The sequence below is a fragment of the Sporofaciens sp. SGI.106 genome (assembly GCF_050314255.1).
Classification (GTDB): Bacteria; Bacillota; Clostridia; order Lachnospirales; family Lachnospiraceae; genus Claveliimonas.
Genome location: NZ_JBNPMZ010000004.1, coordinates 106,370 through 129,645, shown reverse-complemented (window position 1 = coordinate 129,645; position 23,276 = coordinate 106,370). Strand labels below are relative to the sequence as shown.

Below are 23,276 nucleotides of genomic sequence, written 5' to 3'. Positions count from 1 at the left end.
TGTACAGACGCTATGGGAATGGAGGAAAAGTATGGTTGGTTTGAGTACGCTTTGTTATATAGAACGTGATGGAAAATATCTGATGCTTCACAGAACGGTAAAGGAAAATGATGTGAATCAGGATAAGTGGATTGGTGTGGGAGGACATTTTGAGGCGGATGAAAGCCCGGAGGAATGCCTGCTGCGGGAAGTGAAAGAGGAGACGGGATATACGCTGACTTCATATCGTTTCCGGGGATTGGTGACTTTTGTATCGGGAAATGGTGTGACCGAATATATGTCCCTTTTCACGGCTGACGGTTTTGAGGGAGAGTCGATTCCATGTGATGAGGGTGAATTGGAATGGGTAGATATTGCGAAGATACAAAAGCTGAACATCTGGGAAGGGGATAAGATTTTCCTGCGGCTTCTGGCGGAGGAGCATCCATTTTTTTCGTTGAAGCTAGTGTATGATGGTCAGGACAGACTCCTGGAAGCAGTGCTGGATGGTGTAGCGCTGGAAGTATAGTTTAAAATTAAAAGATGACGAATCAATTAACTTGTGATAGAATAGAAAAAATTTACGGAAAGAAGAGAAGGATATGGATAGACAAATTGATATCATTTTGCAGGGCGGGCAGTTTAAAAAACTGTTGGAAGAACAGAGTGCCGAGCTGCGTCAAAAATATGATATGAAAAGGGCAGAACTGGAGATTTTGTATTTTTTGTCAAAGTCCGGAGAACATAACACCTCTACAGATATTCATCGTCAGCTAATGATGAATCGCGGACATATTTCGCAGGCTGTTGACAATCTTTGCAGAAGAAACTACATTATTGCGATACCGGACAAGAATGACAGAAGATATGTTCATTATGAAATATCTGATCATGCGAAAGAACTGATAACGGAAATGACAAGTAGAAGAGAAGCCATGAATCAAAAGATTTTGGAGGGAGTGTCAGAAGAAGAATTGAAGATTTATCGGGAAGTATCCGAAAAGATCAGAAACAATATAAATAAATTAATTTTCTAAACCTATTGACAAGCTGATTTTTAATGATATAATACTTTAAAAATAAACAATTTAAAAACAAAATAAATAATGTTTCGCAAGAAACTATTTTTTTGTGAATCACACTGGCACTCAATAAAATAGAGTGCTAACAAAAAGAAAGGCAGGTTATTCATATGAAATTAAGACCATTGGGTGACAAAGTAGTTCTTCAGTATCAGGATGTTGAGGAAAAGACAGAATCAGGAATCATTCTGCCAGACAGTGCAAAAGAGAAACCGCAGGAAGCGGTAGTAATCGCGGTTGGTCCGGGAGAATGCAAGGATGGACAAATGACTGCTATGCAGGTAAAAGAAGGAGATAAGGTTATTATTTCTCAATATGGCGGCACAGATGTGAAGATTGACGATGAAGAATTTAAGATCATAAGTCAGAGCGATATTCTGGCAATTGTAGAATAATTAAAATAGTAGAGGAAAGAAGGAGTTTATCATGGCAAAAGATATTACATTTGATATTGATGTTCGTAAGAAAATGGAAGCTGGTGTAGACCGCCTGGCCGATACAGTAAAGGTTACATTGGGACCAAAAGGAAGAAATGTTGTATTGGATAAATCCTATGGTGCACCGTTAATCACGAATGATGGTGTAACAATCGCAAAAGAAATTGAATTGGAAGACCGTTTTGAAAACATGGGCGCCCAGCTTGTAAAAGAAGTAGCTACTAAAACAAACGATATTGCAGGAGATGGAACAACAACTGCTACAGTTCTGGCACAGGCGCTTGTTAAAGAGGGGATGAAGAATATTGCTGCAGGCGCAAATCCGATTATTTTGAGAAGAGGAATGAAGAAAGCTTCCGATGCAGCTGTTGAGGCAATTGAAGCAATGAGTCATCCGGTTACAGGAAAAGAACATATTGCAAAAGTAGCTGCAATCTCTGCCGGAAATGAAGAAGTCGGTGGAATGATTGCAGATGCAATGGAAAAAGTCGGAGAAAATGGTGTCATTACAATTGAAGAATCTAAAACCATGAAGACAGAGATTGATGTGGTTGAGGGTATGCAGTTCGATAATGGATACCTTTCCGGATACATGTGTGATGATAAAGAGAAGATGATCGCGAACATGGAAGATCCGTATATCCTTATGACAGATAAGAAGATTTCCAACATTCAGGACATTCTTCCAATTTTGGAAAATGTGATGAGAGAGAGAAAGGAACTTCTGATTATCGCCGAAGATGTAGAAGGAGAAGCACTCACTACATTAATTGTTAACAGACTGAGAGGAACGCTGAAAGTTGTTGCTGTAAAGGCACCGGGATATGGTGACAGCAGAAAAGCAATGCTTCAGGATATCGCAACACTTACCGGCGGACAGGTAATCATGGAAGATCTTGGACTTGAATTAAAAGATACCACAATGGATATGCTGGGTCGTGCAAAATCTGTAAAGGTTACAAAAGAAAATACAACAATCGTAGACGGTGCCGGAAATAAAGATGATATTGATTCACGTATCGCCAGCATGAAGAGACAGATGGCTGATGCAACATCAGAAATGGATAAAGACAAACTAATGGAACGTATTGCCAAAATGGGTGGAGGTGTAGCAGTAATCCGTGTCGGTGCAGCTACAGAGACCGAGATGAAAGAAGCAAAATACCGTATGGAAGACGCTATGAATGCAACGAAAGCAGCTGTAGCAGAAGGCGTGATCTGTGGTGGTGGATCCGCATATATCCATGCACAGAAAAATGTAGATGAACTGGCTGCAACTCTGGAAGGCGACGAGAAGACAGGAGCCAGAATCGTAGCGAAAGCATTGGAAGCTCCGTTATTTACAATTGCGGATAATGCCGGACTGGAAGGTCCTGTTATTGTAGATCAGGTAAAGAAAAGTGAGCTTGGTGTAGGATTTGATGCTGCAACGGAAACCTTTGTGGATATGATGAAACAGGGTATCATTGATCCGGTTAAGGTAACAAAGAATGCATTGACAAATGCAGTAAGTGTGGCGGCTACACTTCTTACTACAGAGGCAGCAGTAGCAGATATCAAAGAGAATACACCTGCTCCGCAACCACAGCCGGAAATGTATTAAAATGAACAGCTAGGAACATATAACAGTAAAGCAAAAGGGGAGATGGCTGGCACATCTCCCTTTTTGCTTTTACTTGAAGTAAGATCACAGAGGAGGGACACCGGATGTCAGAAAAGAGTAAAACATTTGATGCAAATGAAATAAGAAAGTTTACAAATGAATTAACATATCGGAGATATCTGATGAACAAAGGAAAAATCCAGGAACTGTTTCGTAAAATGACACTGCAGGAGTACATTGCCTTGTACACCATAGTATCTGAGAGAAATGGCTCTTCAGATCATGTCGGCAGGAGTTATTTAAAGAATCTGTCAGAAAAAATGCAGCTGACAATACGTCAGACATCACAAATGGTCGAGAAATTGAAAGACCGGGGACTGGTTCTGTGGTCTTATGACGGAACAGGAAGTGAAGGAACCTATGTGACGGTTACTGAAATGGGAGAGAAACTCTTTCAGGAACAGGAAAAGATTTTGAGAGACTGTTATGGAAAGGTGATTAATAAATTCGGAAAAGAAAATCTGACTTTGCTGTTAAAGCTGATGAAACAGCTGGATAATCTGATGTGCAGCGAAATTAAAGAAATGGGGGAGGATGATTCGTATGACAGAGATGATGAATCAGATGAATGATTATGTATTACAAAAAGAGGGCATATGCCGGAAAAATGATCATATTGATCCGCGTCTCTATGAGGAATTTGGAGTTAACCGGGGGCTTAGGGATGAAAATGGAAAAGGTGTGCTGACAGGTCTGACAAAGATATCCAAAGTTATTTCAACACGTGTGAAAGACGGGAAAAGAGTCCCCTGTGATGGAGAATTGTGGTATCGGGGATATCGGGTAGAAAAACTGATCTGTGATCTGGGAGAAGAAGAGACCGGATTTGAAAAAATAGCATATCTTCTTCTGATGGGAGAAATGCCGTCGCGGGAAGAAGAGGTACAATTTAAAGAAATGCTTGGCAGATGCAGAACACTTCCGACGAATTTTACCAGAGATGTCATTATGAAAGCGCCTTCTGAAGATATCATGAATTCTATGACGAGAAGTATACTGACACTGGCTTCCTATGATAAAAAAGCGAAAGACATCAGTATCAGTAATTCGCTGAGACAGTGTATCCAGCTGATCAGTGAGTTCCCGCTCCTTGCGGTATATGCATACCACGCATATAATCACTATGAAAAAAACCAGAGTATGTATATCCATAATCCGGATCCAAATCTTTCTACGGCTGAGAACATTCTGATGATGCTTCGGCCGGATCAGAAATATACACCGGTTGAGTCAAAGGTTCTGGATACAGCATTGATTCTGCACATGGAGCATGGTGGCGGAAACAATTCTACATTTACAACCAGAGTGGTAACATCGTCCGGTTCAGATACATATTCGACAATTGCTGCTGCCATGTCTTCCTTAAAGGGACCAAAGCATGGCGGTGCGAATATCAAAGTTATGGATATGATGGATAATATACGGGAAAATGTGAGAGATTTTTCTGATCAGGAAGAAATATCTGCTTATTTAAGAAAGATCATTGATAAACAGGCTTTTGACAAAAAAGGTTTGATTTATGGAATGGGACATGCCGTATATACATTATCCGATCCCAGAGAAAGGGTATTTAAGAAATACGTCGAAGAGCTGGCAAAAGAAAAGGGCAGGGAGAGAGACCTTGAGCTTTATGAGAATGTTGAGATGATTGCTCCGAAGTTAATTGCTGAACACAGGAATACGGTGAAAAGTGTCAGCCCGAATGTGGATTTTTACAGTGGATTTGTGTATGACATGCTGGGAATTCCGCGTGAATTGTACACGGCAATTTTTGCAGTGGCAAGGGTCGTTGGATGGAGTGCACACCGGATGGAAGAACTGATCTGCACGGATAAGATCATCCGCCCGGCATATATGAGCGTAATGGAGGAGAGACAGGTATAATAAATAGAATGGTATAGCTCGTAAAACGGGCTATATTTTTTTTACTGTATTTTTGTGGGAAAATCAGCATATGATAATATAATAATGTACGTTTTGCACGTTGTTGACATTGTGTGCATAGTATATTATACTGGAGGTACATGAAGGAGATGATAGAGATGTTAATGGAACAGGCTACAACAGTAAGGAAAGAATGGAGTTCAGTTTGTGATAGTGTTATGCATGACAAACCGAAATTTATTAAACGTACAAGAGACAAAATGTGGTTTTCTAATTTGGAAACAATGGCTGAAATATTGAAAGCATACAAATTTACTGCAGAGAAGTATCTGGAGGATGATGGATCAGTTACGTTGTCTCTTAATGAAATTGACCTGATTGAGAATGGAAAAGATGAACAGGAAGCAAGGGAATTGTTGGGTAAAGCCATATTGGAGTACTCTGTGGAGTATTATAATGAGTATGCATTATATTCACATACGCCTAACAGAAAAGCCCATGTTCCATATATTTTTAAAGCGCTGATTATGGATGAACCGAAAGAGATAGGAGCGAGTATTGAATGCCGAGGTGGAAAGAACTAAAGAGATTCTGTGAACGGGATGGATGGGAACTTTATAAAGACACAGATCATTATTTTTATCGGAAGATGGATGACGATGGCAGTATCAGAATGACCAAAGTTTCTAAAGGTTCAGGAGAGATACATACGCGGATGTGGAAGGAAATTCTGAAGAAACAATTGAGAGTCAGTCAGGAATATTTTAATGAACATATATAGTATAGAAGAAAAGATGTCGGCAGTTTGTTGCTGACACTTTCTTTTTTATAAGAAATTAGCACTCGATACTTGACGTGGCTAATAAATAGTGTTATATTCCTTGTAGAACAAAGAAAATTACAGCCTTTTAAGGCGTGTTCTAAGTGAGGAGGTATCACTATGAATATAAATAAATTTACGCAGAAGTCTCTTCAGGCAGTTCAGGACTGTGAGAAGACGGCAATGGAATATGGTAATCAGGAGATTGAGCAGGAACATCTTCTCTATGCGCTCCTGACTCAGGATGACGGTTTGATTCCTAAGATGATGGAGAAGATGGGTCTGGATAAGAATCTGGTAGTAAACCGGATTGAGCAGGCTATCGGTAAACGTCCCAAAGTGCAGGGCGGTCAGCCATTTGTAGGGCAGGATCTGAATCAGGCTCTGATCCATGCGGAGGATGAAGCAAAGCAGATGGGAGATGAATATGTCTCTGTAGAGCATCTTTTCCTGTCAATCCTTCGTTATCCCAGCAAGACAGTGAAAGAGATCTTTCGGGAGCTTGGAATCAGCAGAGAGGGATTTTTGCAGGCGCTTTCTACCGTGAGGGGGAATCAGAGAGTGACCAGTGATAATCCGGAAGCTACCTATGATACGTTGAACAAATATGGTGTGGATCTGGTAGAACGAGCCAGGGATCAGAAGATGGATCCGGTTATCGGCCGTGATTCAGAGATACGTAATGTGATCCGGATTCTGTCCCGTAAGACGAAGAATAACCCGGTGCTGATCGGTGAACCGGGTGTTGGTAAAACTGCGGTTGTAGAAGGACTGGCGCAGCGAATTGTGAAAGGCGATGTGCCGGAAGGTCTGAAGGATAAGACAATTTTCTCCCTGGATATGGGAGCTCTGGTGGCAGGTGCAAAATACAGAGGCGAATTTGAGGAACGTCTGAAGGCTGTTCTGGAGGAAGTGAAGAACAGCGAAGGTAAGATTATTCTCTTCATCGATGAGCTGCATACGATCGTAGGTGCAGGCAAGACGGATGGTGCCATGGATGCAGGCAATATGCTGAAGCCTATGCTGGCCCGGGGCGAGCTGCACTGTATCGGTGCCACAACACTGGATGAATATCGTCAGTATATTGAAAAGGATGCGGCACTGGAGCGTCGTTTCCAGCCTGTGCAGGTGGATGAACCTACTGTAGAGGATGCGATTTCCATCCTGCGTGGATTAAAGGAACGCTATGAAGTATTCCATGGAGTTAAGATTACCGATAGTGCGCTGGTGGCAGCGGCAACTCTGTCACATCGATATATTTCGGATCGTTTCCTTCCGGATAAGGCCATTGACCTGGTGGATGAGGCATGTGCTCTGATTAAGACGGAGCTGGATTCTATGCCGACAGAATTGGATGAACTGAATCGACGGATTATGCAGCTGGAAATTGAGGAGACGGCACTTAAGAAAGAAGAAGACCGGCTGAGCCAGGAGAGACTGGAGAATCTGCAGCAGGAGCTGGCAGAGCTGCGAGAAGAATTTGCCGGAAAGAAAGCACAGTGGGATAATGAAAAAGTCGGTGTTGAGAAAGTCCAGAAGCTGCGTGAAGAGATTGAGCAGGTTGGAAAAGAAATTCAGAAGGCACAGCAGTCTTATGATCTGAACCGTGCAGCGGAGCTTCAGTATGGAAAGCTTCCGGAGCTTAAGAAACAGCTTGCCGAGCTGGAGGCCGGGGTAAAGGATGAAGATCGTTCACTGGTTCATGAAAGTGTGACAGAGGATGAGATTGCAAGAATTGTATCACGATGGACGGGGATTCCGGTTGCGAAGCTGAATGAGAGTGAGCGGAGCAAGACCCTGCATCTGGCAGATGAGCTGCATAAGCGCGTGATCGGACAGGATGAGGGAGTTGAACTGGTGACAGAAGCAATTATCCGTTCCAAAGCCGGAATTAAGGATCCGACAAAACCGATTGGTTCCTTCCTCTTCCTGGGACCTACCGGTGTTGGTAAGACGGAGCTTGCAAAAGCACTGGCAGAGAGTCTTTTTGATGATGAATCCAACATGGTCCGTATCGATATGAGTGAGTACATGGAGAAATATTCCGTGTCCCGTCTGATCGGAGCGCCTCCGGGATATGTAGGCTATGATGAGGGAGGTCAGCTCACCGAGGCTGTCCGGAGAAAACCTTATTCTGTTGTACTTTTCGATGAGGTGGAGAAGGCACATCCGGATGTATTTAATGTACTGCTTCAGGTTCTGGATGACGGGCGTATTACCGATTCACAGGGCAGAACGGTAGATTTTAAAAATACGATTCTGATCATGACCTCCAATATCGGTTCCGCCTATCTGTTGGATGGTATCGATGAGCAGGGCAATATCAGTGAAGAAAGCCAGAAGGCTGTGATGGATGATCTGCGTGCGCATTTCCGGCCGGAATTTTTGAACCGTCTGGATGAGACAATTATGTTCAAACCATTGACGAAGGATAATATTTACCATATTATTGATTTACTGGTTGCAGATGTGAATAAACGTCTTGCTGACAGAGAAATCCAGATTGCTCTTACGGATGCGGCTAAGAATCACATTGTAGAGGGTGGTTATGACCCGATGTACGGTGCGAGACCGCTGAAGAGATATCTGCAGAAGCATGTGGAGACACTGGCTGCGAAGCTGATGCTGAAGGGCGATGTTGGAACCGGTCAGACCATCCTTCTGGACGTGGAGAACGGCAGTCTGACAGCAAGAGCCAGATAATACATCTGTGCAAATTGTGGCAGGTATGCCGAGGCGTACCTGAAAAAGGAGTTACGGATGCGGCGGATCATATTTCACATCGATGTTAATTCAGCATATCTGAGCTGGACAGCAGTGGAAGAATTGAAACATGGAGCAGAGCGGGATTTACGGATGATTCCTGCCATTATTGGCGGGAATCAGAAGTCCCGGCATGGAGTTGTGCTGGCAAAATCCCTGCCTGCAAAGAAATATGGTATCCGGACGGGAGAGCCGGTGGCAAATGCATTTCGCAAATGTCCGAACCTGGTAATGGAGCCGCCGGATCATGAATTATACAGTGCATACAGTCACAGACTGATGGACTTTTTACATACATATACGCCGGACATTGAGCAGGTCAGTGTAGATGAGTGCTACATGGATTTTACCGGGATTGCTCATCGTTTCCATTCACCGGTGGATGGAGCGATAGAGATTAAGAACCGGGTTCGGGAATTGTTCGGCTTTACTGTGAATATAGGAATATCCAATAACAAGCTTCTGGCGAAGATGGCATCAGATTTTGAAAAGCCGGATAAGGTTCATACACTTTTTCCTGAGGAAATTCAGGTGAAAATGTGGCCTCTCCCGGTCTCGGAGCTCTATATGGCGGGGCATTCCAGTGTGGAGACGCTGAAAAAGCTGGAGATATTTACCATCGGAGATCTGGCAAATACTAAGCCTGAGTTATTGGAACTGCACCTGAAAAGCCATGGACGAATGCTGTGGGAATTTGCCAACGGCATTGGAAATGACGTGGTGATGTCAGAAAAATCTGAGGCAAAAGGTATCGGGAATTCCACCACACTTCCCCGGGATGCCGAGACGAGAGAAGAGGCCGCGAAGGTATTGCTACGTCTGGCTGAAAGTGTGGGCGCAAGGCTTAGGGAGGCCGGTCAGAGGGCTGGCATGCTGAGTGTGGAGATTAAGTATTATACATTTGAGACAGCGTCTCATCAGCGACAGCTTGTGAAGCAGACCTCCGGGGATACGGAGATTTACCGGACAGCATTGGAGCTTTTTGATGAGCTTTGGGACGGACGGCCTATCCGCCTTCTGGGAATCCGAAGCTCAAAGCTTGCAGGAGAAGATGAACCGGAGCAGCTCAGTATCTTTGATCTTCCTTCGGTAAATGAAAGGAAAAAGCTTTCTCATGTGGAACCGGAAAAGAGAAGAAGCGTGGCAGTCCCGACAGAAAAACAGAAAAAGCTTGATAAAGCTTTGGATGAGATTAAGCGAAAATTCGGGGATCAGGCTGTGCAAAGAGGGCGATTTTTGCAGAAACCGGGTGTTGACAGGGGAGATAAAAACGAATACAATGGATAATGTAAAGAGCAGATGCGAATTATATTTATATAGTTTGCGTCTGCTTTTTTTGCATGTGGGGATAGTGTTGGTGTGAAAATAAGAAAACAGAGGTGATAGTTTTGAAAAAGAACAGGGGAATGAATTTGGACTTAAAGGAACTGGGGATGGATATCCTGATTGATATCATTGCAGGAATGCTGGCTGCGGCAGGTATTTATAATTTTGCTCTGAATGCAAATTTTCCGGTGGCAGGCTTTTCGGGTATTGCAATTATTATGTATCATTTGTGGGGAGTGCCGGTGGGAATAGGAACGATTCTTTTAAATATACCGGTTACGATTTTTTGTTATAAATTTCTTGGAAAGAAATTTTTTATGAAATCGCTTAAGTCTATGTTTATTTTTTCGATTTTGATGGATTATGTGGCTCCGCTTTTCCCGATATATAAGGGCAGCAGACTTCTGGCAGCTCTGTGTATGGGAGTGCTGAGCGGTGCGGGGTTTGCACTGTTTTTTATGCGGGGTTCTTCTACCGGAGGGCAGGACTTTATCAGTGTGGCGCTTAAGAAGATAAAGCCGCATCTTTCATTGGGACTGATTACATTTGTATTGGATCTTATGACGATTATACTTGGAAGTGTGCTGGTATTCCGGGACATAGACGGCCTGATTTACGGAATAATTGTAACTTATCTGATGGCTATTGTTATGGACCGTATTATGTACGGAATTGATGAGGGGAAAATGACTCTGATCGTAACGGAAAACGGAGAACGTATCGCGGAACAGATTGATGAATATTCCGGCCGGGGCTCCACCATCCTGCAGGGACGGGGGAGCTACTCCGGTCAGAAAAAAGATGTTGTAATGTGCGCCTGCAACAATAAACAGATGTACGTGATTAAAAAGATGGTACACGAAATCGATCCGGGCGCATTTACGATTATTATGGAATCGAATGAAGTTGTGGGTGAGGGCTTTAAAGAGGATGTACAGTAATTAAGCCTCAGCGTATATTTTCACAAGCTCAGTGATCATATCCACAGTTTTATCCATTCCCTCTACGGTAATGTGTTCATAAGGACCGTGGTAAGCGAAGCCGCCGGTTCCCAGGTTCGGACAGGGCAGTCCCATGAAGCTTAAATGGCATCCGTCTGTGCCGCCTCGAATCGGGATGACAAGCGGTTCCACACCGGAAGCCTCAGCAGCAGCTTTGGCATTGTCAATCAGATGCATACAGTTGCAGATGACCTCGGACATGTTCTGATACTGGTCAGTCAGAGTCAGTGTTACGGTTCCTTCGCCCCATTTTTCATTCAGATTTTTCTCAATCAGGCGGAGCGTCTTTTTCTTTGCCTCAAAGCTGTGCTTATCATGGTCTCTTATAAGATAATCCAGCTGTGCAGAGGCACAGTTTCCCGACATGTCGGTCAGATGGTAAAAGCCCTCGTAATTCTCTGTATGCCGCGGTATCTCCATTCCCGGAAGCAGGGAATTTATTTCCATAGCAACCAGACAGGCATTGATCATGGTATCCTTGGATGAACCGGGATGCACATTAAAACCGGTGATGTCAAAATGAGCTCCGCAGGCATTGAAGTTCTCATACTGAATCTCGCCCTCTACGCCGCCGTCCAGAGTATAGGCATACTGTGCACCGAAACGGGAGACGTCAAATCCGGTCGTTCCCGTTCCAATCTCTTCATCCGGAGTGAAGGCAATGCAAATAGGACCATGAGGAATATTTTCTGATAAAATGTGTTCTGCAAGGGTCAGGATCTCGGCAATTCCGGCCTTGTCATCTGCTCCCAGAATGGTCGTTCCATCAGAGGTAATGAGAGTTCGGCCCTTGAGGGAAGGAAGATGATGGAAAATCTCAGGTGAAAGGGTACGTCCGCTGTCACCAAGAGTGAGTTCCTGTCCGTCATAGTTTTCAGTTATGACAGGTGTAATGGCTTTGTCGCAGAAATCGGATACTGTATCCATATGCGCGATAAATCCCAATGCAGTTTTTTCTTCATAACCGGGAGTTGCGGGAATCTTTCCGTAAAGATAGCACTGTTTGTCCAGGTAGATGTCACTGATTCCCAGTTCTTCCATTTCTTCTTTTAATACCTCCGCAAGATTCATCTGGCATTCAGAAGAAGGATGTGTCTCCACTTCGGCACAGCTCGGGGTGAGAATCTGAGCATATTTTAGTAGTCGTTCATAAGCTTTCATAATATAAAATCCTTTCTATAATTAAAAGATAACCTCTAAGATATAGTATCATATTTCCGGAAATTTTTGCGGAAAATTTTCGGAAATCAGGAGATACGGACATTCGTTGACACTTCTGTCTGCCGGAGTTATAATATGATAATGGATATTTTTGAATAGATTAATTTACCACAAGGGAGACTTTGGAGAGACTATGAATTTTAAAGAAAGAGAATTTATACCGGTGCTGCTGGGAGGAGACATTAATACCTACAGTGTTGCCCGGGCTTTTTATGAGCAATATCAGGTGAAGTCCTATGTATTTGGGAAATATCAGACAGGCCCAAGCTATAACAGCCAGATTACGATTTATGAAGGAAATCCGGCCATTGACACAGATGAGTACTTTATGAAGCGTATCACACGTTTTGCAAAGGAGCATAAAGATAAGAAGATTCTGCTGATCGGATGCGGTGACAGTTATGTGGCACTGGCAAGCCGTCACAAGGACGAGTTCCCGAAGAATGTAATCGCACCGTATATTGATTTTGAACTGATGGACAGTCTGCAGCAGAAGGAGAGATTCTATCAGCTTTGTGAGAAACACGGTGTGGATTATCCGAAGACGATCGTATACAGACCGGACATGGGAATGGACTTTGCGTGTGAATTTTCCTACCCGGTAATTGTGAAGCCTTCGAACAGTATTGCGTACTGGGAGCATCCGTTCCCGACCCAGAACAAGATTTATAAACTGGATACAAGGGAGGAGATGGAGAAGGTAATCGGCCAGATTTATGAAGCGGGATATGATGACGCGCTGATTATTCAGGATACTATTCCGGGTAATGATGAGTATATGCGTGTGCTGACTTCTTACTCAGACCGTAACGGTAAGGTAAAGATGATGTGCCTTGGTCATGTTCTTCTGGAGGAACATACACCTCATGGACTTGGCAATCATGCAGTTATTATTACAGAGCCGAACAAAGAGCTGATGGGCCGTGTGAAAAATCTTCTGGAAGATCTGCATTATGTGGGATTTTCCAATTTTGATATTAAATACGATATGAGAGACGGTACTTACCGTTTCTTTGAAATTAACACCAGACAGGGCAGAAGCAACTATTATGTGACCAATTCCGGATTTAATGTAGCCAAGTATTTTGTGGAAGATTACATTTATAATAAAGAACTCCCGTATGAGGAGGCAACAGAGGAATATCTCTGGATGACCGTACCAAAGGGTGTTGCTTATAAGCATATCAAGAATCCGGAATATGTTGCCAAGATGAAGAAGCTTGTGAAGGAAGGTAAGATGGTGAATCCGGTATTTAAGCGCGGAGACTTAAAGCCGATGCGTTTTCTGCGGATGCTGAAGACCCATTTGAAACAGTATTCCTATTTTAATCAGTATTATAAATAATTAAAGGGAAAATGGTATGAATCAGGAGAAAAAGTTGAAGAAGCTGGGAGTAATCGGAGGCATGGGACCGGAGGCCTCCTGTTACTATTATGAAAATGTAATCGCGCATACAGATGCGTCAAAGGATCAGGAACATATTGATATGGTCATCCTGAGTCATGCTACGATGCCGGATCGTACAGAGGCGATTATGAGTGGGGATGATAAATATCTGATCCACCTCTTGCAGGAGGATGCCCGGACACTGGAGAGTCTGGGAGTCTCCAATATTGCGATTACCTGCAACACCTCTCATTATTTTTATAATCAGATTCAGAAAGCAGTGCAGATTCCGGTGATCAATATGATCCATGAGAGTGTGGCATTTGCTGTGAAAGAGTATGATAATGTAAAGAAAATCGGAATTATGGCGACAGATGGAACCATTAATTCCAGAATCTATCACAAGGAATGCCGGAAAATGGGTGTGACTCCGGTAAAGCCTTCTGAAGAACGGCAGAAGGATGTGATGTCCCTGATCTATGATGATATTAAGAGCGGCAGACCGGGAGACCGGAATAAGTTTGACCGGGTCATGAATGAATTCGTGAGAAAAGGGTGTGATGCTGTAATTCTGGCGTGTACAGAGTTATCCGTTTTTAAGGGAAGGCATGAAATACCGTCGATCTGTCTGGACGCCATGGATGTGCTGGTGAGAGAATCGATCCTGCGTTCCGGTGCACAGTATAAATAAGAAAACAGGGGGATACAAAGATGGCAGAGATGAAATATTATACCATGCAGGAGTATGTGGACGTGCTTCAGAAACGAGGCATGCTGACTGCATGTGAATTATATGGAAAAGAGGATACACAGATTCAGAATCTGACCTATAATTCCAAAGAAGTGACAGAAAAGACTATGTTTATCTGTAAAGGTGCTGCCTTTAAGCCGGTTTACCTGCGGGAATCCGTGGCAGCAGGTGCAGTCTGCTATATCAGTGAGAAGACCTTTGAGCTGGAGGAAGAAGTGCCGTATATTCTGGTTGCAGATATCCGTAAAGCCATGTCTGTTCTGGCAAATATGTTTTACAACAATCCATGGGAGGATCTGCATCTGGTAGGTGTGGGAGGAACCAAGGGAAAATCTACTTCCGTTTATTATATGAAGGCTATTGTGGATGATTATATGGAGGCTCTCGATAAAAAAGACAGTGCTGTGATTTCTTCTATCGATATTTATGATGGAAAATCCAAAGTGGAATCCCACATTACTACACCGGAGGCAGTGGAATTGCAGCAGCATCTGCGTAATGCGCTGGATTGCGGTATGGAATATGCACAGATGGAGGTGTCCTCGCAGGCATTGAAATATCACCGTGTGGATGACATGATGTTCGACGTGGCAATCTTCTTAAATATATCTGAGGATCACATCAGTCCGATTGAACATGCGGATTTTGAAGACTATTTTTCTTCCAAAATGCTGATGTTTGCCAAGACCAAAACTGCAGTTGTGAATCTGGATGCAGATTACATAGAGCGGATTTTGAAAGAGGCACAGGCGGCACAGGAGGTTCTGACCTTCAGTACGAAGGATCCGTCAGCAGATTTTTATGCTTATAATATCCGAAAAGACGGAGGAGATACCAGATTCTCTGTAAAATGCGAAGCTTTTGATGAAGAATTTGTGCTGACCATGCCGGGACTTTTTAATGTGGAGAATGCGCTTGGCGTCATAGCTGCGGCCGTGAAATTCGGTATTCCGAAGGAGTATATCCACTCCGGACTGCTCCGTGCCCGTTCCAGCGGAAGAATGGAGCTGTATGCGAGTAAGGACAGGAAAATTCTGGCAATTGTGGATTATGCCCACAATAAGCTGAGTTTTGAGAAATTATTTTCATCTATGAAAGAAGAATATCCGGACTATGCAATTATATCTATTTTCGGATGTCCGGGTAAGAAGGCTCTGATCCGACGCCGGGATCTGGGAACCGTTGCCGGGCAGTATTCTAAGAAGGTATATCTGGTGGCAGAGGATCCGGGATATGAACCGGTGGAGGATATTTCCAGAGATATTGCCCAGTACGTAGAGGCTCAGAACTGTCCGTATGAGATGATCGAAGATCGCGGTGAGGCTATCCGGGATGCCATTCAGACGGCAGAGGGAAAGACCCTTCTTCTGGTTACCGGAAAGGGTGGAGAGACCAGACAGAAGTATGGATGTGAGTATCTGGACTGCCCGTCTGATGTGGAATACGTAAAAAAATATCTGGCAGAGTATGATTCTAAATAACTCATTTTGAATGACAGGCGTACGCCGTGCATGACCTTTGGTTGTTATGCACGGCGTTATTTTCACTCTATGGGAAACTGCGTCTCCATAGAGTGAAAACCCTCCGTGGGGATGCGCTTTTGCATCGGGTTCAGGATCGAATTTTGGCAAAGAGAAACAGTTGACGGTTCCGGTCATTTGTGCAAAAATTAAAGGTAAAGCAAAATAAATTGGAGCCTATATGAAGCTTTCCGTTCTTCTTACACGACTTACTTATGAAGTGCTTCAGGGAACCAAAGAGGCTGAAATCAGCAAGGTTACCAATGATACCAGAGAAGTGGAGAAGGGAACGGCTTTCGTCTGTATCAGAGGATATCGGACGGACGGGCATAAGTACGTGAAAGAAGCGGTGGAAAAAGGCGCTGCAGCATTGATTGTGAAAGAAAATAATATCTTTCCTGAAAATGTAACGGTTATCAGAGTGCAGGATACCAGATATGCACTGGCTGTGATGTCGGCAGCATTTTACGGATATCCGGCAGGAAAACTGACGATGATCGGTGTTACCGGCACTAAGGGTAAGACTACGACTGCGTGTATGATCCAGCAGATGCTGGGGCTTGCCGGACATAAGGCAGGACTGATCGGAACTATTCGGACAGATACGGGGAGAAGGATACTGAAGAATCAGAATACGACTCCGGAGTCCTGCAGGATCCAGGAATATCTCGCAGAGATGGCAGAGGCCGGATGCGACGTTGCAGTGATGGAGGTCTCTTCTCAGGGACTGAAACTTGGCCGTACATCAGGGATAATCTTTGATGTGGGTGTATTTACCAATCTGGGAAGAGATCATATCGGAGAGGGAGAGCATAAGGATTTTGCAGAATATCTGCAGTGTAAGCATTTGCTGTTTGTACAGAGCAAGGTGGGAATCGGCAATGCGGATGATCCTTTTTATGAGGAAATATTTGACAGAACCGGATGCAGGAGAATCACCTATGGGATAAAATCACGGCGGGCAATGGATTATCTGGCTGATAATATACGGAATAAACGTGATAAAGATTATTTCGGTATTTCGTATAACCTGCGTTTTATCAATGAGGATGGAAGAGCGGAGAATTGTGAAATCTGTCTTCCAATGCCGGGAATTTTTAATATATACAATTCTCTGGCAGCCATAGCGACGGTGAGGTATCTGGGGATGACGGTTAAAGAGGCAGCTATGGCCATCCGAAAAGTGCGTGTTCCGGGCCGGATGGAAACTGCTGCATTATGGGAGGACGGGGCAGTATTTGTCGATTATGCCCATAATGCCATGAGTTTGGAAAATATACTGCGAATGTTGAGAGCATATACCTCCGGAAGGGTGGTTGTCGTCTTCGGGTGCGGAGGCGGCAGATCGAGGGAGAGAAGATATGAGATGGGAGAGACGGCAGGAAAATATGCGGATTTTTCCATTATTACCACCGATAATCCGCGCTATGAAGAGCCGGAGAAGATTATAGAAGATATAATAATTGGAATGAATAAAACGGAAGGCTCTTATGTGGTCATACCGGACCGGAGAACAGCTGTCCGTTATGCAATAGAGAAAAGAATCCCGGGCGACATGATTGTCATTGCGGGAAAGGGACACGAGACCTATCAGGAGATCCGGGGAGTCCGCTATCAGATGGATGACCGTCTGCTGGTAAGTGAGGCTGTCCGGGAGATCGGGAGAGAAGATGTACGCGAATATCATTATTGACATTACACATGAAAAACTGGATAAAATCTTTCAGTATCGTATTCCGAAAGAAATGGAGGGGAAACTGGAGATCGGAATGGAGGTTACAGTGCCTTTCGGAAAGGGCAACCGGGAGACCAGAGGTTATGTGGTAGGCTTCTGTGAGCAGCCGGACTATGATGCAGAGAAGGTGAAAACGATCCTTGCAGTTCCCGAGGACCGGGAGGCTATTGAGTCGAAGCTTGTGACGCTGGCGGTATGGATGAAAGAGTATTATGGCGGAACCATGATTCAGGCACTGAAGACAGTTCTGCCTATTAAGCGTAAAGAAAAGGCGCAGCAGAAGAAGACTCTTCGCCTGCTGGTCTCCGAGGCAGAAGGTCAGAAAAAACTGGAGTATTATCTGGCGAAGAACCAGAAGGCCAGAGCCAGACTTCTGGCAGCCCTTCTCGATGGGAAGGAACTGGATTACGCTCTTGTCACAAAGAAGCTTGGAATTACCCGACCGGTCATTCAGGCTCTGGAAGAGCAGGGGATTCTGAAGATAGAATCGGAGCAGGTGTTTCGAAATCCACAGGTTGCCCGGATGAAAAGACCGGAGATTTCTACCTATACAGAAGAACAGGAACGTGCCATTCAGACATTTCGGGAGGATTACAGGGCAGGTATTCGGAAGACCTATCTTGTATTCGGAGTTACCGGTAGCGGCAAGACCGAAGTCTATATGGAAATGATTTCCCGGGTAATCGAAGATGGGAAACAGGCAATTGTTCTGATTCCGGAAATAGCCCTTACCTATCAGACGGTAATGCGGTTCTGCCGGAGATTCGGGGACCGTGTATCGGTTATGAATTCCAGGATGTCTGCCGGGGAGCGTTATGATCAGATGCAAAGAGCCAGAACGGGAGACGTTGATGTGATGATTGGCCCCCGGTCGGCTCTTTTTACGCCATTTCCAAATCTGGGGCTGATCGTAGTAGATGAAGAACATGAGAATTCTTATAAAAGTGAACAGGTGCCCCGCTATCATGCCAGAGAGACGGCAATCCGCAGGGCTGAGATGGAAGGAGCCAGTGTGGTACTGGGTTCTGCAACTCCTTCTATGGAGGCATATTATCGGAGCCTGCGGGGAGAATACACTCTGCTGGAGCTTAAGAAACGGGTAGGGAATCAGACCCTTCCGCAGGTTGAGATTGTAGATATGAGGGCAGAACTGAAAAACGGGAACCGTTCTGTTTTCAGTGATGCCCTGCGCGTTAAGATGGAAGAACGCCTTCGGAAACATCAGCAGATGATGCTCTTCATCAACAGAAGAGGATATGCAGGGTTTCTCTCCTGCCGAAGCTGCGGATATGTGGTGAAATGCCCCCATTGTGATGTTTCACTTTCCCTTCACAAAAATGGAAAGATGGTTTGCCATTACTGCGGGTATGAGATGCCGGAAGTAAAGAACTGTCCGTCCTGCGGTTCTCCTCATGTGGGAGGATTTCGTGCGGGTACCCAGCAGGTGGAAGAGCTGGTGAAACGGGAATTTCCGGAAGCCAGAGTACTTCGAATGGATATGGATACCACACGTGGGAAAGAGGGATATGAAAACATACTGGGAGCATTTGCAGATGGAGAGGCAGATATTCTCGTTGGAACCCAGATGATTGTGAAAGGGCATGATTTTCCGGGAGTAACTCTGGTAGGAATTCTTGCGGCGGATATGTCGCTTTATGCGAATGACTACCGGGCGGGGGAACGGACCTTCCAGCTTTTGACGCAGGCTGCGGGTAGAGCCGGAAGAGGCCGGGAACCGGGAGAGGTGGTCATTCAGACCTACAGTCCGGATCATTACAGTATTGAAACAGCGTCCAGGCAGGATTATAAAGCATTTTATCAGGAGGAGATAGGGTATCGTGAGCTGATGGGCTATCCGCCGTCTGAGAATCTCCTGGCAGTTCTGATGACGGGGGAAGATGAGACGCTTCTGAATACGGCTGCCAAATATCTGAAAGACTATGCGGTGCGGACAGACCGGGAGGGTATTTTGACCGTAATTGGTCCGGCCAGTCCATATGTGGGGAGGGTAAATGACATTTATCGGAAGATACTCTACCTAAAATGCCCGGAATATGATATGCTTATAAGAGCGAAAAACAGGCTGGAACAATATATCGAGATAAATCCGGGGTTCCGGACCTTGAGAATACAGTTTGATTTCAACCCGATGAATATATTTTAAAAGGAGAATATAAAATGGCGATTAGAAAAATCAGAGAGATGGGCGACGATGTGCTTGCCAAATCCTGTAAGGAAGTGACGAAGATGACACTTCGTACCCAGATTTTAATTAATGATATGCTGGATACCATGTATGAAGCTATGGGGGTAGGACTTGCCGCACCTCAGGTGGGCGTCCTCAAGAGAATTGTTGTAATCGATGTGGGGGATGGTCCGCTGATTCTGATCAATCCTGAGATTCTTGAGACCTCCGGCGAGCAGACCGGGGAAGAAGGATGCCTGAGTGTTCCGGGTAAATCCGGTACAGTTACGCGTCCGAATTACGTGAAGGTAAAAGCTCTTAATGAAGAGATGGAGGAAGTGGTGCTGGAAGGAGAAGGACTTCTGGCAAGAGCGTTCTGCCATGAGATCGATCATCTGGATGGTAAGATGTATGTGGAACTGGTAGAAGGTGAACTTCACGATGTGAATTACGGGGAGGATGACTAGATGAAGATTATTTTTATGGGCACACCGGATTTTTCTGTAGGTACACTGGAGGCTCTGATAGAAGCCGGACACGAGGTGGTTCTTGCGGTAACGCAGCCGGATAAGCCCAGAGGGAGAGGGAAGGAAGTTCAGTTCCCGCCGGTAAAGGAAGTAGCTCTTCGTCATGACATTCCGGTCTATCAGCCTAAGCGGGTTCGAGAGCCGGAGTGTATAGAGAAATTGAAGAAATACAATGCTGATGTGATGGTAGTAATTGCGTTCGGTCAGATTTTACCGAAAGAAATTCTGGAAATGACTCCTTACGGATGCATCAATGTACATGCATCCCTGCTTCCGAAATACCGCGGTGCTGCGCCGATTCAATGGGCAGTCATCAATGGTGAAAAAATAAGCGGAGTCACTACCATGCAGATGGATGAAGGTCTGGATACCGGTGATATGATCCAGAAGACAGAGATTGTTCTGGATGAAAAGGAAACGGGAGGAAGCCTTCATGATAAGCTGGCAGATGCAGGTGCGAAACTCTGTGTGGAGACGCTGAAAGCACTGGAGGATGGAACAGCAGTCTTTGAAAAGCAGGGAGAGAGTCCCACCGCCTATGCAAGGATGCTGGATAAAAAGCTGGGAGCCATCGACTGGACAAGACCGGCAGTGGAGATTGAGCGCCTGATACGCGGACTGAACCCGTGGCCCAGTGCCTATACTAACTGGGATGGCAAGGTTATGAAAATCTGGGAAGCGGATGTGGAAGACAGCGACTATGCAGCACAGCCAGGAACCGTATGCGCAGTAGGAAAGGATTTCTTTACTGTACAGACAGGGGACGGTTCTCTGTCCGTAAAAGAACTTCAGATTCCGGGGAAAAAGAGGATGGATGCGGGCGCATTTCTCAGAGGCTACCAGATAACGGAAGGTCTTATATTTAAATAAAAACTCTAAAAATTGTGTGAAAAACAGGTTTTTTGCCTGTTTTTCGTGTATAATGTAACTATATCATACAAGGAGGAATGACATATGTATTATCCGGGATATTATGGATTCATGCTGGATCCGACGTATATATTGATTATAATTGGAATGGTGATCTGTCTGGCGGCATCCGCGAAGATGAACTCTACTTTTTCCAAGTATTCCAGAGTGCGGAATCACAGTGGACTGACAGGGCGTGAGGCAGCACAGCGAGTATTGAATGGCGCAGGGATTTATGATGTGCGGATCGAACATGTATCCGGCAATCTGACAGATCATTATGATCCGAGAAATAAGGTGCTCCGTCTGTCGGATGCAACTTATAATTCTGCCTCTGTTGCAGCTGTGGGAGTTGCAGCTCATGAATGCGGACATGCGATTCAGCATGCGGCAGGATATGTGCCCCTGAAGATCCGGGGAAGTCTGGTTCCCCTTGCAAATCTGGGAAGTACGCTGGCATGGCCGCTGATCCTTCTGGGATTCCTGTTCAGGGGAAGTACCTCAGCAATGCTTTTGAATTTGGGTGTTCTTGCATTTTCACTGGCGGTACTGTTTCAGATCGTTACCCTTCCGGTAGAGTTCAATGCATCTAACCGGGCTATCCGTATTCTGGGAAGCAGCGGAATGCTATATGAGGATGAGGTTTCCGCTACAAAGAAGGTGTTAAGTGCGGCAGCCCTCACTTATGTGGCAGGTGCCGCAGCATCCATTCTGCAGCTTCTGAGACTTCTGATTCTGACAGGAGGACGGAGAAATGACTAAATCAGGAGTGAACGAGAGAGAACTGGTCATGGAAATATTACTTTCTGTGACCAGAGATGGGGAGTACAGTCATATCGCCCTTCGCAATGTGCTTTCCAATTATCAGTATCTCGATAAGAAGGCTCGTGCTTTCATTACGAGGGTGACGGAAGGAACACTGGAGAGGATGATAGAGATTGATTATATCATCAACCAGTATTCCAAAGTAAAGGTAAATAAAATGAAACCGGTGATCCGGACAATTATTAGGAGCGCTGTCTATCAGTTGAAATACATGGACGGCGTTCCTAATTCTGCTGTATGTAATGAAGCGGTTAAGCTGGCTGTGAAGAGAGGATTTGGCAATCTGAGGGGATTTGTCAATGGTGTTCTCCGTAATATTGAGCGGAATCTGGATGAAATTGTGTATCCGGATCCGGCAGATAAGGTTTCCCATCTGTCAGTGGTTTATTCCATGCCGGAATGGATCGTGAAGCAGTGGCTTGACGTGTATGATGAGCAGACGGTAGAGAAGATACTGAGTGATTTTATGGAAGAAAAGCCGACATCAATCAGGTGTAATCTCTCTCGCGTCAATCGGGAGGAGTTAAAGGCACGTTTGGAAGATGAGGGAGTGAAGGCGGAAATGCATCCACAGCTGCCATGTGCCTTGATGATATCCGGTTATGATTATCTGGGAGCTCTTGAAAGCTTTCAGGAAGGGTTATTCCAGGTGCAGGATGTGAGCTCCATGTTGGTCGCAGAGTGGGCAGATCCGAAAGAAGGAGATTATATTATTGATGTGTGTGCGGCTCCGGGCGGCAAGGCACTGCATCTGGCGGATAAGCTTGACCGGGCGGGAAGCGGTCATGTGGAGGCAAGGGATCTGACAGAATATAAGATTGGATTGATTGAGGAAAATATTGAGCGCTCCGGGCTTACAAACATCCATGCAGTACAGTGGAATGCCACAGAATTTGACAAGGATGCTGAGAACAAGGCGGATATTGTGATTGCGGATCTGCCCTGTTCGGGTCTGGGAGTATTGGGAAAAAAGACCGATTTAAAATATAAGATGACGGAAGAGACTCAGAAGGAACTGGTAGCACTTCAGAGGAAAATGCTGTCAACAGTACATAGGTATGTGAAGCCCGGCGGTAGGCTGATTTATAGTACATGTACGATTCACCGGGCGGAAAATGAAGAGAATGCGGCATGGTTTGTCGACAGCTATCCGGAATTTTCTCTGGTAAAAGAACGGCAGATGCTTCCGGGAAGAGATGGAACAGACGGTTTCTATATTGCGGAATTTAAGAAAGAAAATCAGAAAGGATAATCGGAAATA

At 44.8% G+C, this 23,276-nt stretch carries 21 protein-coding genes; 20 read left to right on the top strand and 1 reads right to left on the bottom strand.

From position 1 onward, the window contains the following. The first annotated feature begins 31 nt into the window (after nucleotides 1-31). From ACQRCC_RS04795 to ACQRCC_RS04745, 11 genes are all read left to right on the top strand, one after another. On the top strand, nucleotides 32-508 hold the full coding sequence (locus ACQRCC_RS04795) for an NUDIX hydrolase (RefSeq protein ID WP_427849669.1): 477 nt from the start codon (nucleotides 32-34) through the stop codon (nucleotides 506-508). Between the two features lie 73 nt (nucleotides 509-581). Continuing rightward, the gene (locus tag ACQRCC_RS04790) at nucleotides 582-1,016 is read left to right on the top strand and encodes a MarR family winged helix-turn-helix transcriptional regulator (protein WP_427849668.1); all 435 of its coding nucleotides are present in this window, start codon (nucleotides 582-584) and stop codon (nucleotides 1,014-1,016) included. Between the two features lie 155 nt (nucleotides 1,017-1,171). Then, a complete protein-coding gene (locus ACQRCC_RS04785) occupies nucleotides 1,172-1,456 on the top strand; it encodes a co-chaperone GroES (RefSeq protein WP_427849667.1) in 285 nt (94 codons plus the stop codon). A 31-nt stretch (nucleotides 1,457-1,487) separates the two neighbouring features. Then, entirely contained in the window at nucleotides 1,488-3,101 is a 1,614-nt protein-coding gene (gene groL / locus ACQRCC_RS04780; protein WP_427849666.1) for a chaperonin GroEL, read from the top strand. Between the two features lie 104 nt (nucleotides 3,102-3,205). Then, nucleotides 3,206-3,733, top strand: a complete 528-nt coding sequence (locus tag ACQRCC_RS04775) for a hypothetical protein (protein WP_427849665.1) — start codon at nucleotides 3,206-3,208, stop codon at nucleotides 3,731-3,733. Then, the gene (locus ACQRCC_RS04770; protein ID WP_427849664.1) at nucleotides 3,705-5,045 is read left to right on the top strand and encodes a citrate/2-methylcitrate synthase; all 1,341 of its coding nucleotides are present in this window, start codon (nucleotides 3,705-3,707) and stop codon (nucleotides 5,043-5,045) included. Before ACQRCC_RS04775 ends, ACQRCC_RS04770 begins: the two co-directional genes overlap by 29 nt. Nucleotides 5,046-5,185: 140 nt before the next feature. Next, nucleotides 5,186-5,629, top strand: a complete 444-nt coding sequence (locus ACQRCC_RS04765; protein WP_427849663.1) for a hypothetical protein — start codon at nucleotides 5,186-5,188, stop codon at nucleotides 5,627-5,629. Beyond that, nucleotides 5,608-5,826, top strand: coding sequence for a type II toxin-antitoxin system HicA family toxin (locus ACQRCC_RS04760; protein WP_427849662.1), 219 nt, complete (start codon nucleotides 5,608-5,610; stop codon nucleotides 5,824-5,826). Before ACQRCC_RS04765 ends, ACQRCC_RS04760 begins: the two co-directional genes overlap by 22 nt. A 159-nt stretch (nucleotides 5,827-5,985) precedes the next feature. Continuing rightward, nucleotides 5,986-8,568: an ATP-dependent chaperone ClpB gene (clpB, locus tag ACQRCC_RS04755; protein ID WP_427849661.1), complete on the top strand. Its 2,583-nt coding sequence runs from the start codon at nucleotides 5,986-5,988 to the stop codon at nucleotides 8,566-8,568. Between the two features lie 57 nt (nucleotides 8,569-8,625). Continuing rightward, nucleotides 8,626-9,915, top strand: coding sequence for a Y-family DNA polymerase (locus ACQRCC_RS04750; protein ID WP_427849660.1), 1,290 nt, complete (start codon nucleotides 8,626-8,628; stop codon nucleotides 9,913-9,915). Between the two features lie 119 nt (nucleotides 9,916-10,034). After that, the gene (locus tag ACQRCC_RS04745; protein WP_427849760.1) at nucleotides 10,035-10,895 is read left to right on the top strand and encodes a YitT family protein; all 861 of its coding nucleotides are present in this window, start codon (nucleotides 10,035-10,037) and stop codon (nucleotides 10,893-10,895) included. On the opposite strand, the gene pepT is transcribed toward ACQRCC_RS04745, so the two are convergent. Then, a complete protein-coding gene (pepT, locus tag ACQRCC_RS04740; protein WP_427849659.1) occupies nucleotides 10,896-12,116 on the bottom strand; it encodes a peptidase T in 1,221 nt (406 codons plus the stop codon). Between the two features lie 193 nt (nucleotides 12,117-12,309). On the opposite strand from pepT, the gene ACQRCC_RS04735 reads away from it, so the two are divergent. The 9 genes from ACQRCC_RS04735 to rsmB all read left to right on the top strand — a co-directional run bounded on the left by ACQRCC_RS04735 (nucleotide 12,310) and on the right by rsmB (nucleotide 23,267). After that, entirely contained in the window at nucleotides 12,310-13,521 is a 1,212-nt protein-coding gene (locus tag ACQRCC_RS04735; RefSeq protein WP_427849658.1) for an ATP-grasp domain-containing protein, read from the top strand. 16 nt (nucleotides 13,522-13,537) lie between these two features. Next, nucleotides 13,538-14,254 carry an aspartate/glutamate racemase family protein gene (locus tag ACQRCC_RS04730; RefSeq protein WP_427849657.1) on the top strand — a complete coding sequence of 239 codons (717 nt, stop codon included), beginning with the start codon at nucleotides 13,538-13,540 and terminating at the stop codon, nucleotides 14,252-14,254. Nucleotides 14,255-14,274: 20 nt separating this feature from the next. After that, on the top strand, nucleotides 14,275-15,795 hold the full coding sequence (locus ACQRCC_RS04725; RefSeq protein WP_427849656.1) for a Mur ligase family protein: 1,521 nt from the start codon (nucleotides 14,275-14,277) through the stop codon (nucleotides 15,793-15,795). Nucleotides 15,796-16,015: 220 nt separating this feature from the next. Further along, the gene (locus ACQRCC_RS04720) at nucleotides 16,016-17,527 is read left to right on the top strand and encodes a UDP-N-acetylmuramoyl-L-alanyl-D-glutamate--2,6-diaminopimelate ligase (protein WP_427849655.1); all 1,512 of its coding nucleotides are present in this window, start codon (nucleotides 16,016-16,018) and stop codon (nucleotides 17,525-17,527) included. Then, a complete protein-coding gene (gene priA / locus ACQRCC_RS04715; protein WP_427849654.1) occupies nucleotides 17,505-19,733 on the top strand; it encodes a replication restart helicase PriA in 2,229 nt (742 codons plus the stop codon). The genes ACQRCC_RS04720 and priA overlap by 23 nt, the downstream gene beginning before the upstream one ends. A 14-nt stretch (nucleotides 19,734-19,747) precedes the next feature. Beyond that, nucleotides 19,748-20,221 carry a peptide deformylase gene (def, locus tag ACQRCC_RS04710; RefSeq protein ID WP_427849653.1) on the top strand — a complete coding sequence of 158 codons (474 nt, stop codon included), beginning with the start codon at nucleotides 19,748-19,750 and terminating at the stop codon, nucleotides 20,219-20,221. Continuing rightward, nucleotides 20,222-21,151: a methionyl-tRNA formyltransferase gene (gene fmt, locus ACQRCC_RS04705; protein WP_427849652.1), complete on the top strand. Its 930-nt coding sequence runs from the start codon at nucleotides 20,222-20,224 to the stop codon at nucleotides 21,149-21,151. Nucleotides 21,152-21,235: 84 nt separating this feature from the next. Next, complete coding sequence (locus tag ACQRCC_RS04700) at nucleotides 21,236-21,952, top strand: zinc metallopeptidase (RefSeq protein WP_427849651.1); 717 nt, start codon at nucleotides 21,236-21,238, stop codon at nucleotides 21,950-21,952. Next, entirely contained in the window at nucleotides 21,945-23,267 is a 1,323-nt protein-coding gene (rsmB, locus tag ACQRCC_RS04695) for a 16S rRNA (cytosine(967)-C(5))-methyltransferase RsmB (protein WP_427849650.1), read from the top strand. Before ACQRCC_RS04700 ends, rsmB begins: the two co-directional genes overlap by 8 nt. Nucleotides 23,268-23,276: the final 9 nt, after the last annotated feature.

Bases quoted from the DNA above. Each gene is read 5' to 3' on its own strand.
- pepT (WP_427849659.1), bottom strand. From the start codon at position 12,116: ATGAAAGCTTATGAACGACTACTAAAATATGCTCAGATTCTCACCCCG.
- ACQRCC_RS04785 (WP_427849667.1), top strand. From the start codon at position 1,172: ATGAAATTAAGACCATTGGGTGACAAAGTAGTTCTTCAGTATCAGGAT.
- ACQRCC_RS04700 (WP_427849651.1), top strand. From the start codon at position 21,236: ATGTATTATCCGGGATATTATGGATTCATGCTGGATCCGACGTATATA.
- groL (WP_427849666.1), top strand. From the start codon at position 1,488: ATGGCAAAAGATATTACATTTGATATTGATGTTCGTAAGAAAATGGAA.
- ACQRCC_RS04730 (WP_427849657.1), top strand. From the start codon at position 13,538: ATGAATCAGGAGAAAAAGTTGAAGAAGCTGGGAGTAATCGGAGGCATG.
- fmt (WP_427849652.1), top strand. From the start codon at position 20,222: ATGAAGATTATTTTTATGGGCACACCGGATTTTTCTGTAGGTACACTG.
- ACQRCC_RS04770 (WP_427849664.1), top strand. From the start codon at position 3,705: ATGACAGAGATGATGAATCAGATGAATGATTATGTATTACAAAAAGAG.
- ACQRCC_RS04735 (WP_427849658.1), top strand. From the start codon at position 12,310: ATGAATTTTAAAGAAAGAGAATTTATACCGGTGCTGCTGGGAGGAGAC.
- ACQRCC_RS04720 (WP_427849655.1), top strand. From the start codon at position 16,016: ATGAAGCTTTCCGTTCTTCTTACACGACTTACTTATGAAGTGCTTCAG.
- ACQRCC_RS04725 (WP_427849656.1), top strand. From the start codon at position 14,275: ATGGCAGAGATGAAATATTATACCATGCAGGAGTATGTGGACGTGCTT.
- ACQRCC_RS04750 (WP_427849660.1), top strand. From the start codon at position 8,626: ATGCGGCGGATCATATTTCACATCGATGTTAATTCAGCATATCTGAGC.
- ACQRCC_RS04790 (WP_427849668.1), top strand. From the start codon at position 582: ATGGATAGACAAATTGATATCATTTTGCAGGGCGGGCAGTTTAAAAAA.
- ACQRCC_RS04775 (WP_427849665.1), top strand. From the start codon at position 3,206: ATGTCAGAAAAGAGTAAAACATTTGATGCAAATGAAATAAGAAAGTTT.
- ACQRCC_RS04760 (WP_427849662.1), top strand. From the start codon at position 5,608: ATGCCGAGGTGGAAAGAACTAAAGAGATTCTGTGAACGGGATGGATGG.
- def (WP_427849653.1), top strand. From the start codon at position 19,748: ATGGCGATTAGAAAAATCAGAGAGATGGGCGACGATGTGCTTGCCAAA.
- ACQRCC_RS04765 (WP_427849663.1), top strand. From the start codon at position 5,186: ATGAAGGAGATGATAGAGATGTTAATGGAACAGGCTACAACAGTAAGG.
- ACQRCC_RS04745 (WP_427849760.1), top strand. From the start codon at position 10,035: ATGAATTTGGACTTAAAGGAACTGGGGATGGATATCCTGATTGATATC.
- clpB (WP_427849661.1), top strand. From the start codon at position 5,986: ATGAATATAAATAAATTTACGCAGAAGTCTCTTCAGGCAGTTCAGGAC.
- rsmB (WP_427849650.1), top strand. From the start codon at position 21,945: ATGACTAAATCAGGAGTGAACGAGAGAGAACTGGTCATGGAAATATTA.
- ACQRCC_RS04795 (WP_427849669.1), top strand. From the start codon at position 32: ATGGTTGGTTTGAGTACGCTTTGTTATATAGAACGTGATGGAAAATAT.
- priA (WP_427849654.1), top strand. From the start codon at position 17,505: ATGTACGCGAATATCATTATTGACATTACACATGAAAAACTGGATAAA.